Source organism: Amycolatopsis bartoniae (assembly GCF_014191255.1).
GTDB lineage: Bacteria > Actinomycetota > Actinomycetes > Mycobacteriales > Pseudonocardiaceae > Amycolatopsis_E > Amycolatopsis_E bartoniae.
Genome location: NZ_JACHWH010000005.1, coordinates 248,895 through 261,053 on the forward strand (window position 1 = coordinate 248,895; position 12,159 = coordinate 261,053).

Sequence of the window (12,159 nt, forward strand, 5' to 3'; positions counted from 1 at the left end):
AACCCGCCGAATCGTGGCCGCGGTAAAGCGCGGTGAACCACGCACCTCAGGTACGGTCACGACCGGCATCTGATTTCGGAATCGGAAAACCGGGGAGCTGATGATCTTGAATGGAACCGGTGCACTCGTGCTGGAGGACGGCAGAGTGTTTGTGGGTAATTCCTACGGCGCGACCGGCGTCGCGCTGGGCGAGGCGGTGTTCTGCACCGGCATGACGGGGTACCAGGAGACGCTGACCGACCCGTCGTACCACCGGCAGATCGTGGTGCAGACGGCGCCGCAGATCGGGAACACGGGCTGGAACGACGAGGACGACGAGTCCGCGCGCATCTGGGTGTCCGGTTACGTGGTAAGGGATCCCGCGCGGACGCCGTCGAACTGGCGCTCGCGGCGGACGCTGGACGAGGAGCTGTCGCGGCAGGGCGTGGTCGGGATCTCGGGTGTGGACACCCGCTCGCTGACCCGGCATCTGCGGGAGCGAGGCGCGATGCGCGCCGGCGTCTTCTCCGGTGACGCGCTCGACGAGAAGTCCACTATGGTGGAGCACGTCCGGTCCAGCCCGCCGATGAAGGGCGCGAACCTCGCCCACGACGTCACCACCCGGCGGCCCTATGTCGTTCCGGCGCAAGGAAAAACCCGGTTCCGCGTGGCGGCACTCGACCTGGGGATCAAGTCGAACACCCCGCGGCAGATGACGCAGCGCGGCATCGAGGTGCACGTGCTGCCGGCGGCGAGCACGATCGACGACCTGCTGGCGGTGGAGCCGGACGGGGTGTTCCTGTCCAACGGCCCCGGCGACCCCCAGACCCAGGAATCCGCGGTGGCGCTGACACGGGAAGTGCTGGGCCGGGAAATCCCGTTGTTCGGGATCTGCTTCGGCAACCAGATCCTCGGCCGCGCCCTGGGCCTGGGTACGTACAAGATGCGTTACGGCCATCGCGGCCTCAACATTCCGGTGATCGACGTCGAGACCGGCAAGGTCGCGATCACCGCGCAGAACCACGGTTTCGCTCTGGAGGGCGAACCCGGTCAGACCTTCGACTCGCCGTTCGGAACCGCGCGAATCAGTCATTACTGCCCGAATGACGACACCGTCGAAGGCGTGCGCTGCCTCGACGTCCCGGCGTTTTCAGTGCAGTACCACCCCGAGGCCGCGGCGGGTCCGCACGACGCCAGTCCCCTGTTCGACGAGTTCCTGACGTTGCTGGAGGCCCGATAATGGCGAAACGTACCGATATCGAGCACGTGCTGGTGATCGGGTCCGGTCCGATCGTGATCGGGCAGGCCGCGGAGTTCGACTATTCCGGCACGCAGGCATGCCGGGTGTTGCGGCAGGAGGGGTTGCGGGTCTCGCTGGTGAATTCGAACCCGGCGACGATCATGACGGATCCGGAGTTCGCGGATGCGACCTATATCGAGCCGGTGACCCCGGATTTCGTGGAGAAGGTCATCGCCGCCGAACGCCCCGACGCGCTACTGGCCACGTTGGGTGGTCAGACCGCGCTCAACACCGCGGTGGCCCTGCATGAGCGGGGGGTGCTGGAGAAGTACGGCGTCGAGTTGATCGGCGCGGATATCGACGCGATTCAGCGGGGGGAGGATCGGCAGAAGTTCAAGGACATCGTGCGCGCCATCGGCGGGAACGTGCCCCGGTCGCGGGTGTGTCATTCGATGGACGAGGTGCGTGACACCGTCGCCGAACTCGGCCTCCCGGTGGTGATCCGCCCGTCGTTCACCATGGGCGGGCTCGGGTCCGGGATGGCCCACACCGACGACGAGCTGGAACGCCTCGCCTCGGTGGGGTTGGCGGAGTCCCCGGTCACCGAGGTGTTGATCGAGGAGTCGGTGCTCGGCTGGAAGGAGTACGAACTCGAGCTGATGCGGGATCGCCGGGACAACGTGGTGGTGATCTGCTCGATCGAGAACGTGGACGCGATGGGCGTGCACACCGGGGACTCGGTCACCGTCGCCCCCGCGATGACGCTGACCGACCGGGAATACCAGCACATGCGGGATGTGGGGATCGCGGTGCTGCGGGCGGTCGGGGTGGACACCGGCGGCTGCAACATCCAGTTCGCGATCAACCCCGACGACGGGCGGATGGTCGTGATCGAGATGAACCCGCGGGTGTCCCGCTCCAGTGCCCTGGCGTCGAAGGCCACCGGGTTCCCGATCGCGAAGATCGCGGCGAAGCTGGCCATCGGCTACACCCTGGATGAGATCCGCAACGACATCACCGGTGAGACCCCGGCCTCGTTCGAGCCGGCCCTGGACTATGTGGTGGTCAAGGTGCCCCGGTTCGCGTTCGAGAAGTTCCCCGGGGCCGACCCGGAACTGACCACGACGATGAAGAGCGTCGGCGAGGCGATGGCGATCGGCCGCAGCTTCCCCGAAGCCCTGGGCAAGGCCCTGCGCTCCATCGACACCCAAGCCGCCGGATTCTGGACCCGCCCCGACCCCGAAGGCGCCACCCTCGACAACACCCTCGAAGCCCTCCGGACCCCGCACGACGGCCGCCTCTACACCCTCGAACGGGCCCTGCGCCTCGGCGCCGACCCCGTCAAGGTCTCCGAGGTGTCCACAGTGGACCTGTGGTTCGTGGACCAGATCAAGGCGATCGTGGAACTGCGGGAGAAGATCGAGTCGGCTCGGCACCTGGACGCCGGCCTGCTGCGCGAGGCCAAGCGCACCGGCCTGTCGGACCAGCAGATCGCCGCGCTGCGGCCGGAGCTGGCCGGGGAGGACGGCGTCCGCACGCTGCGCCACCGGCTCGGGGTGCGGCCGGTGTTCAAGACCGTCGACACCTGCGCCGCCGAGTTCGCCGCGAAGACGCCGTACCACTACTCCGCCTACGAGTCCGACCCCGACGCGGAGTCCGAGGTCACCGCCCAGAGCGACAAGCCGAAGGTGCTCATCCTGGGCTCGGGCCCGAACCGCATCGGGCAGGGCATCGAGTTCGACTACTCCTGCGTCCACGCCGCCATGGCACTGCGCGAAGCCGGCTACGAAGCCGTGATGGTCAACTGCAACCCCGAAACCGTCTCCACCGACTACGACACCTCCGACCGCCTCTACTTCGAGCCACTGACCTTCGAGAACGTGCTCGAAGTCGTGCACGCCGAGCAGGAGTCGGGGCGCGTCGCCGGGGTGATCGTGCAGCTCGGCGGGCAGACCCCGCTGAAGCTCGCGCAGCGGCTCGCCTCCGCGGGCGTCCCGATCGTCGGCACGTCGCCGGAGGCGATCGACCTCGCCGAGGACCGCGGCGCGTTCGGCGCGGTACTGGGCCAGGCCGGACTTCCGGCGCCCGAGTACGGCACCGCGACGTCGTTCGAGGGCGCCAAGCGGGTCGCCGACGAGATCGGCTACCCCGTACTCGTCCGCCCGTCCTACGTGCTGGGCGGGCGCGGCATGGAGATCGTCCACGACGAGACCTCGCTGGCGAACTACATCCGCCGCGCCACGGAGGTCAGCCCCGAGCACCCCGTGCTCGTGGACCGCTTCCTCGACGACGCCATCGAAATCGACGTCGACGCCCTGTTCGACGGCGAGGAGCTCTACCTCGGCGGAGTCATGGAACACATCGAGGAAGCCGGCGTCCACTCCGGCGACTCCTCCTGCGCGCTCCCGCCGATCACCCTCGACGCCCACCACATCGAGGTCGTCCGGGCGTCGACCGAGGCGATCGCCCGCGGCGTCGGCGTACGGGGCCTGCTCAACGTGCAGTACGCCCTCAAGGACGACGTGCTGCACGTGCTGGAGGCCAACCCGCGCGCGTCCCGGACCGTGCCGTTCGTGTCCAAGGCCACCGGTGTCCAGCTCGCGAAGGCCGCCGCGCTCGTCATGACGGGCACGACCATCGAGCAGCTGCGTGCGGACGGGATCCTGCCCGGCAGCGAGGTCACTCCCGACGTGGTCTCGGTCAAGGAGGCCGTCCTGCCGTTCCACCGCTTCCGCACGCCTGAAGGCAAGGGCGTGGACTCGCGGCTCGGGCCGGAGATGAAGTCGACCGGCGAGGTCATGGGCATCGACCGCGTCTTCGGGCTGGCGTTCGCCAAGTCGCAGACCGGCGCGTACGGCTCGCTGCCCACGTCCGGCCGGGTGCTGCTGGCGTCCGGGCAGGCCGGGCAGGCGGCCCAGCTGGCCGATCTCGGGTTCACCGTCCTGGCCACCTCCGAGGTCGCGAAACCGTTGCTGCGCGAGGGAATCCCCTGTGCGGAGATCTCCGACGAGGAAGCGGCCGAGCGGATCGCGAACCGGACGGTCGACCTCGTGGTCAGCGTGCCGGGCACGCCTGTCCGCGGCAGCGCGCTGCGGGCGGCCGCGGTCGCCCGCGGCATCCCCTGCTTCACCACCGCCCGGGCCGTCGACGCGCTGATCGAGGCCGTCGAGTCGGTGCGCAGCCGCACGCCCGGCCTGATCCCGATCCAGGAAAGGTGCCGATGGAAAGCGGAGTCGCCACGCACTGCCCCTACTGCGCGCTGCAGTGCGGAATGGTCCTCTCCGGCAGCCGGGTGAGCGAACGCGGCGGCGGGCTGTGCCAGAAGGGCTGGACGGCCGGGCAGCTGCTGGAGGTGCCCGGCCGGCTGACCACCCCGCTGGTCCGCCGGCGCGGCGCGCTGCGGCCGGCGGGGTGGGACGAGGCCCTCGCGCTGGTGGCCGACCGGATCCGGGAACTCCAGGTGCGGCACGGGAAGGACGCCGTCGCCGTGTTCGGCGGCGGCGGGCTGACCAACGAGAAGGCCTACCAGCTCGGCAAGTTCGCGCGGGTGGCACTGGGTACGGCGCAGATCGACTACAACGGCCGGTTCTGCATGTCCTCGGCCGCCGCCGCGGGCACGCGCGCGTTCGGGGTGGACCGGGGGCTGCCCTTTCCGAAGAGCGACCTGGACTCCTCCGACGTCGTGCTGCTCGCCGGGGCGAACCCCGCCGAGACCATGCCGCCGTTCACCGCGCACCTGCGCCGCGCGCGGCTGATCGTGGTCGACCCGCGGCACACGCCCACCGCCGAGCGGGCCGCGCTGCACCTGCGGCCCACGCCCGGCACGGATCTGGCGCTGGCACTGGGGATCCTACACGCCGTGGTCGCCGACGGGTACCTGCGCGAGGACTACGTGCGGGCGCGGACGACCGGTTTCGGCGAGGTGTGGCCGATCGTGGCGCACTGGTGGCCGGAACGGACGGAGCGGGTCACCGGAGTGCCGTCGGCGGACCTGCGGGCAGCCGCCGCGATGCTCGGCGAGGCCGGGCGTGCGCACGTGCTCACCGGCCGCGGGAGCGAGCAGCACGCGGACGGCACGGACACCGTCAGCGCGTGGATCAACCTGGCCCTCGCGCTCGGGCTGCCCGGCACGCGGGGTTCCGGTTTCGGCTGCCTGACCGGCCAGGGCAACGGGCAGGGCGGCCGGGAGCTCGGGCAGAAGTGCGACCAGCTGCCCGGTTACCGTGCCATCACCGACCCCGCGGCCCGCGAGCACGTGGCCCGCGTGTGGGGTGTGCCGCCGGATTCCCTGCCTGGGCCCGGAAAGTCGGCGTACGAGCTGCTGGTCTCCCCCGAAACCCGGGCCCTGCTGGTGTTCGGCAGCAACCCGCTGGTGTCGGCGCCGCGGGCCGCGCACGTGGCCGGCCGCCTCGCGGAGCTCGACCTGCTGGTGGTGGCCGACTTCGTGCTGTCGGAGACCGCGGCGGCCGCCGACGTCGTCCTGCCGGTCACGCAGTGGGCCGAGGAGGACGGCACGATGACCGATCTCGAAGGGCGGGTGCTGGCGCGGCAGCGCGCCTTGGCGCCGCCGGCGGGCGTGCGCAGCGACCTGGAGGTGCTGCACGGGCTCGCCGTCCACTTGGGACAGCCACCGGGCCGCTTCCCGTGCGAGCCGGAAAGCGTTTTCAGCGAGCTGCGCCGGGCCACGGCCGGAGCACCCGCGGACTACTCGGGCATCACCTACGAGCGGTTGCGCGGCGGCGAGGTGCTGCACTGGCCGGTGCCGGACACCGCTCATCCGGGCACTCCGCGGCTGTTCCTGGACCGGTTCGCCCACGCGGACGGCCGCGCGCGCTTCGTGCCGGTGGACCACCGCGGTCCCGCGGAGCCGCCCGACCCGGCCTATCCTCTGGTCGCCACCACCGGCCGGGTGCTGGCGCACTACCAGTCCGGCGCCCAGACGCGCCGGGTGCCCGAGCTGGTCGCGACCGTGCCCGAGGCGTACGTCGAGGTGCACCCGGACACGGCCAACCGCCTGGGGCTCGGCGACGGGGTGCTCGCGTCCGTCGTCTCCCGCCGGGGCCGGACGCGGGCGCGCGTGCGGCACGAGCCGTCGCTGCGCGGGGACACGGTGTTCCTGCCGTTCCACTTCCCCGGCGACGGGCGGGCGAACCTGCTCACGAACCCCGCGCTCGACCCGGTGAGCCGGATGCCCGAGTTCAAGGTGTGCGCGGTCCGGCTGGAGGAGGAGGCGTGATCGAGACCGTCCTGGTCGGCTACGGCATGGCGGGCGCCCGGTTCGCCGAGGAGGTGCGCCGCCGCGACCCGCACGGCGAGCGGGTGTCGCTGACCGTGCTCGGCGAGGAGCCGCAGCACGCCTACAACCGGATCCTGCTGTCGGACGTCGTCGCCGGCGCGCTGCCCGGCCACCGGCTGCGGCTGCAGGACGAGCGGTGGGCCGCACAGCACGCCGTGGACCTGCGGCGCGGCGTACGGGTGTCCTCTGTGGACCGGGTGCGCCACCGGGTCACGACCGACGACGGCACCGTGCTGCCGTACGACCGGCTGGTGCTCGCGACGGGGGCCCGGCCGGTGGTGCCCGACGTGCAGGGCCTGCTCACCGAAAGCGGCGCGCTCGCGGAGGGCGTGACCACGTTCCGCACGCTGGAGGACTGTCACCGGATCGTGGCGCTGGCCGGGCGGGGCACGCCTGCCGTCGTGCTCGGCGGCGGGCCGCTCGGGCTGGAGGTCGCGCGCGGGCTCGCGGGGCGGGGCTGCGAGGTCACCGTCGTGCACCCGCGAGAGCACCTGATGGAGCGGCAGCTGGACGAGAACGCCGCCCGGCTGCTGCGGCGCGAGCTGGAGTCGCTCGGCATCGCGTTCCGGCTCGGCGCCCCGGCCGCCGGCTACCTGCCCGGCGCGGGCGTGAAGCTCGCCGACGGGCAGCGGGTGCCCGCCGAGCTGCTCGTGATCTCCGCCGGTGTGCGGGCGGACACCGCGCTCGCCGCCGCGGCCGGGCTGACCGTGGACCGCGGCGTCGTCGTCGACGACGAGCTGACCACCAGCGACCGCGACATCTCCGCCCTCGGCGACTGCGCGCAGCACCCCGGCGGCGGGCACGGCCTGGTCGAACCCGCCTGGCAGCAGGCCGCCGTGCTGGCGGACCTGCTCACCGGCCACGAGCCGGCGGCCCGCTACCGCGGCGCGCGTCCCGTGCTGCGGCTCAAGGCCCGTGGCGTGGACCTGGCTTCGCTGGGCGAGGTCCACGTCCCCGTGCACGCCCAGGACGCGGAGGTCGTGCGCGTGGAGGACCCGGCCCGCGGCCGGTACGCGAAGCTGGTGCTGCGTGACGAACGGGTGGCGGGCGCGATCCTGCTGGGCTCCCCCGACGCGGCCGCGACGATCACGCAGCTCTACGACCGCGGCACCCCCGCCCCCGCCGACCGGCTCGCGCTCCTGCTGGGCCGCGCGCTGCCCGCCGAGGCGCAGGGCCCGGAGCACCTGCCCCCGTCGGCGGTGGTCTGCCGGTGCAACAGCGTGGACAAGGAACAGCTGGTCACCGCCTGGCGGAAGGGCGCGAGGGACGTCGAGGAGCTGGCGAGCACCACCCGGGCCACCACGGGCTGCGGCTCCTGCACCGACAACGTCTGCCGCCTCGCCGAATGGCTCGAACGGGAATCGGCGTGAACACCTGACCACCTCCCCCCTTGAAGGCGTCACGCGGTTTCCCATACGGTGGAGCAAGGCCGAGAGGCGCTGCAACGGACCACCGGTCCGCCACGCTCGGCCTTCAAACCGCAACAAGGGCGCCTCCCACGAGACGGGAGGCTGCTGGTGGACAAGCTCGGACAGCTGCGCGAGATCCTGGACAACAGGGTCGCCGTGCTCGACGGTGCCTGGGGCACCATGCTGCAGGGCGCGGGGCTGACCCCCGGTGACTACCGCGGGGACGTCGTCGCCGATCACCCGCGGGACGTCACGGGCGACCCGGACCTGCTCAACCTCACCCGCCCGGACGTCATCCTCGACGTGCACCGCCAGTACCTGGCCGCGGGCGCCGACATCACCACCACCAACACCTTCACCGCGACCAGCATCGGGCAGGCCGACTACGGCCTGCAGCACCTGGTCCGCGACATGAACGTGCGTGGCGCCCAGCTGGCGCGCCAGGCCGCCGACGAGGCGGGCGGAAAGTTCGTCGCGGGCTCCATCGGCCCGCTCAACGTCACCCTGTCGTTGTCGCCGAAGGTCGAGGAGCCCGCCTACCGGGCGGTGACCTTCGACGAGGTCCGCGCCGCCTACGCCGAGCAGATCGCCGCGCTCGCCGAGGGCGGCGTCGACCTGCTGCTGATCGAGACGATCTTCGACACGCTCAACTGCAAGGCCGCCATCGCCGCCGCCCGCGAGGTCGCCCCGCACCTGCCGCTGTGGATCTCGGTGACCATCGTCGACCTGTCCGGCCGCACACTCTCGGGCCAGACCGTCGAGGCGTTCTGGAGCGCCATCGAGCACGCGCAGCCGCTCGTCGTCGGCGTCAACTGCTCGCTGGGCGCCGCGGAGATGCGCCCGCACGTGGAGCAGCTGGCGAAGCTGGCCGGCACGTACGTCGCCTGCCACCCCAACGCCGGGCTGCCCAACGCCTTCGGCGGCTACGACCAGACGCCCGCCGAGACCGCCGGCATGCTCGCCGAGTTCGCCGGCGCGGGCATGGTCAACATCGTCGGCGGCTGCTGCGGCACCGGCCCCGAGCACATCGCGGAGATCGCCCGCGCGGTGTCCGGCGCCGCCCCGCGCGCCGTGCCGCCGCCGCGCACGCACACCCGGTTCAGCGGGCTGGAGCCGTTCGAGATCGGCGCCGACACCGGGTTCGTGATGATCGGCGAGCGCACCAACGTCACCGGGTCGGCGAAGTTCCGCCGCCTGATCGAGTCCGGCGACTACCAGGCCGCCGTCGACGTCGCGCTCGACCAGGTGCGCGGCGGCGCGAACCTGCTGGACGTCAACATGGACGCCGACCTGCTCGACTCCGAGCGGGCGATGACGACGTTCCTCAACCTGATCGCCACCGAACCCGAGGTGGCACGCATCCCGATCATGGTCGACAGCTCGCGCTGGAGCGTGCTGGAGGCCGGGCTGAAGTGCGTGCAGGGCAAGGGCGTGGTCAACTCGATCAGCCTCAAGGAGGGCGAGGAGCAGTTCCTGCGCCAGGCCCGCCGCATCCGCGACTACGGCGCCGGTGTCGTGGTGATGGCGTTCGACGAGCAGGGCCAGGCCGACACGTGCGAACGCAAGGTGGACATCTGCGGCCGCGCCTACGACCTGCTCACCCGCGAGGCCGGGTTCCCGCCCGAGGACATCGTGTTCGACCCGAACGTGCTCGCGGTCGCCACCGGCATCTCCGAGCACAACGGCTACGCGAAGGCGTTCCTCGAGGCGCTGCCGCTGATCAAGCAGCGCTGCCCCGGCGCGCGCACCAGCGGCGGCATCTCGAACCTGTCGTTCTCCTTCCGCGGCAACGACGTCGTGCGCGAGGCGATGCACTCGGCGTTCCTGTTCCACGCCGTGCGCGCCGGACTGGACATGGGGATCGTCAACGCGGGCCAGCTCGCCGTCTACGAGGACATCCCGGCGGACCTGCTGGAGCTGGTCGAGGACGTGCTGTTCGACCGCCGCGAGGACGCCACCGACCGGCTCGTCGAGTTCGCCGAGACCGTCCGCGGCCAGGGCCGCAAGCGCGTCGTGGACCTGTCCTGGCGCGACGCGCCGGTGGAGGAGCGGCTACGGCACGCGCTCGTGCACGGCATCGTCGACTACATCGAGGAGGACACCGAAGAGGCGCGAGCGGCCCGGGCCAAGCCGCTGGAGGTCATCGAAGGGCCGCTGATGGACGGCATGAAGACCGTCGGCGACCTGTTCGGCTCGGGCAAGATGTTCCTGCCGCAGGTGGTCAAGAGCGCGCGCGTGATGAAGCGCTCGGTCGCCTACCTCGAACCGTTCATGGAGGCGGAGAAGGAGGAGGCGCGCCTGGCGGGCCGCCTGGAGAGCGAGCGCGGCAACGGCAAGATCGTGCTGGCCACCGTGAAGGGCGACGTGCACGACATCGGCAAGAACATCGTCGGGGTCGTGCTGGGCTGCAACAACTACGAGGTGCTCGACCTCGGCGTGATGGTGCCCGCGGCGAAGATCCTCGACACCGCGATCGCCGAGAACGCCGACGCGATCGGCCTGTCCGGGCTGATCACGCCATCGCTGGACGAGATGGTCGGCGTGGCCACCGAGATGCAGCGGCGCGGGCTGAAGCTCCCGCTGCTGATCGGCGGCGCGACCACGTCCCGCCAGCACACGGCGGTGCGCATCGCCCCGGCCTACGACCGCACCACGGTGCACGTGCTCGACGCCTCCCGGGTCGTCGGCGTCGTGTCGGACCTGCTCGACCCCGACCGCGCGGCCACGCTGGACGAGACCAACCGCGCCGAGCAGGAACGGCTGCGCGAGCAGCACGCCGGCAGGCAGCGGCGCCCGATGCTCACGCTGGAGCAGGCGCGCGCCAACGCGGAACGGGTGAGCTTCGACGACCTGCCGGTGCCCTCGTTCACCGGTGTGCGCACGGTGGAGCCGGACCTGCCCGCGCTGCGCGAGATGATCGACTGGCAGTTCCTGTTCCTGGCCTGGCAGCTCAAGGGCAAGTACCCGGCGATCCTCGACCAGCCGGTGGCCCGCGAACTGTTCGACGACGCGAACACGTTGCTGGACAGCATCATCGCCGACGGGAGCCTGACCGCGCGCGGCCGGTACGGGTTCTGGGCCGCGCACAGCGAGGGCGACGACATCGTGCTCGAAAACGGCGTGCGGTTCCCGATGCTGCGCCAGCAGACGGCCAAACCGGAGGGCCGCGCGAACCGCTGCCTCGCCGACTACGTCGCGCCCGCCGGTGACCACCTCGGCGGGTTCGCGGTGGCCGTGCACGGGGCCGAGGACCTCGCGCGGCACTACGAGTCCCGCCAGGACGACTACCGCGCGATCATGGTCAAGGCACTGGCCGACCGGCTGGCGGAGGCGTTCGCGGAGTACCTGCACCTGCAGGCCCGGCGCGACTGGTTCGAGCCGGACGCGGAGCCCGCGCTGGAGGACCTGCATGCCGAGCGCTTCCGCGGCATCCGGCCCGCGCTGGGGTATCCGGCGAGCCCGGACCACAGCCAGAAGCGGGAGCTGTTCGACCTGCTCGGCGCCGGGTCGCTGGGGATCGGCCTGACGGAGTCGTTCGCGATGACCCCGGCGGCCAGCGTCAGCGGGCTGATCTTCGCGCACCCGGAGTCGCGGTACTTCACGGTCGGGCGCCTCGGCGCCGACCAGGTCGAGGACTACGCCCGCCGCCGCGGCGTGGACCGCGCCGAAGTCGAGAAGTGGCTGCGCCCCAACATAGAACCGTGACGGCCCGGGCCGGTCGCGTCCCGGCCCGGGCTCGGGCTCAGTCCTTCGGGTCGAGCACGAAGACCGGGATGAGGCGGCCGGTCTTCGTCTGGTACTCGGCGTAGTTCGGGAACGCGGCGACGGAGCGCTCCCACCACTCGTCGCGCTCCTGGCCGGACACCTCGTGCGCCACGTAGGTGCGTGTCTCGGTGCCGTCCTGCAGCGTGACCTCGGGATGTGCCTTGAGGTTGTGGTACCAGGCGGGGTGCTCGGGTGCGCCGCCCTTGGAGGCGACCACCGCGTAGCTGCCCTCGTGCTCCACGCGCATCACCGGCACGTACCGGCGCTTGCCGGACTTGGCCCCGGTGGTGGTGAGCAGCACGACCGGCCGGCCGGTGACCAGCACCCCCTCGGTGGTGCCCTGGGAGAGGATCTTCTCGGTCTGCTGGCGCACCCAGTCCGTCGGGCTCAGCTCGGCTTTCTCGATCATGCTGCCACCGTAACCCGTCGCGTCCGGGCTCGCGGAATACGGGCGCGAGGCCGCAGCCTGA

The 12,159-nt window shown here is 71.7% G+C and carries 6 protein-coding genes and 1 riboswitch; of the genes, 5 read left to right on the forward strand and 1 reads right to left on the reverse strand.

Annotated elements, in window-relative coordinates; all coding sequences use genetic code 11:
- The first annotated feature begins 100 nt into the window (after positions 1-100).
- The 5 genes from carA to metH all read left to right on the forward strand — a co-directional run bounded on the left by carA (position 101) and on the right by metH (position 11,629).
- Complete coding sequence (carA, locus tag FHX82_RS24730; RefSeq protein WP_145934628.1) at positions 101-1,219, forward strand: glutamine-hydrolyzing carbamoyl-phosphate synthase small subunit; 1,119 nt, start codon at positions 101-103, stop codon at positions 1,217-1,219.
- Positions 1,219-4,515: a carbamoyl-phosphate synthase large subunit gene (gene carB, locus FHX82_RS24735; RefSeq protein WP_145934627.1), complete on the forward strand. Its 3,297-nt coding sequence runs from the start codon at positions 1,219-1,221 to the stop codon at positions 4,513-4,515. Before carA ends, carB begins: the two co-directional genes overlap by 1 nt.
- Positions 4,440-6,455 carry a molybdopterin oxidoreductase family protein gene (locus FHX82_RS24740; protein WP_145934626.1) on the forward strand — a complete coding sequence of 672 codons (2,016 nt, stop codon included), beginning with the start codon at positions 4,440-4,442 and terminating at the stop codon, positions 6,453-6,455. Before carB ends, FHX82_RS24740 begins: the two co-directional genes overlap by 76 nt.
- On the forward strand, positions 6,452-7,885 hold the full coding sequence (locus FHX82_RS24745; protein WP_145934625.1) for an FAD-dependent oxidoreductase: 1,434 nt from the start codon (positions 6,452-6,454) through the stop codon (positions 7,883-7,885). Before FHX82_RS24740 ends, FHX82_RS24745 begins: the two co-directional genes overlap by 4 nt.
- Positions 7,886-7,940: 55 nt before the next feature.
- Positions 7,941-8,017, forward strand: a riboswitch (S-adenosyl-L-homocysteine riboswitch).
- Between the two features lie 15 nt (positions 8,018-8,032).
- Positions 8,033-11,629: a methionine synthase gene (metH, locus tag FHX82_RS24750; RefSeq protein ID WP_373308566.1), complete on the forward strand. Its 3,597-nt coding sequence runs from the start codon at positions 8,033-8,035 to the stop codon at positions 11,627-11,629.
- Between the two features lie 37 nt (positions 11,630-11,666).
- Here metH and FHX82_RS24755 read toward each other — a convergent pair whose 3' ends face one another.
- A complete protein-coding gene (locus FHX82_RS24755) occupies positions 11,667-12,098 on the reverse strand; it encodes a nitroreductase family deazaflavin-dependent oxidoreductase (RefSeq protein WP_145934624.1) in 432 nt (143 codons plus the stop codon).
- Positions 12,099-12,159: the final 61 nt, after the last annotated feature.

Bases quoted from the DNA above. Each gene is read 5' to 3' on its own strand.
- carA (WP_145934628.1), top strand. From the start codon at position 101: ATGATCTTGAATGGAACCGGTGCACTCGTGCTGGAGGACGGCAGAGTG.
- carB (WP_145934627.1), top strand. From the start codon at position 1,219: ATGGCGAAACGTACCGATATCGAGCACGTGCTGGTGATCGGGTCCGGT.
- FHX82_RS24740 (WP_145934626.1), top strand. From the start codon at position 4,440: ATGGAAAGCGGAGTCGCCACGCACTGCCCCTACTGCGCGCTGCAGTGC.
- FHX82_RS24755 (WP_145934624.1), bottom strand. From the start codon at position 12,098: ATGATCGAGAAAGCCGAGCTGAGCCCGACGGACTGGGTGCGCCAGCAG.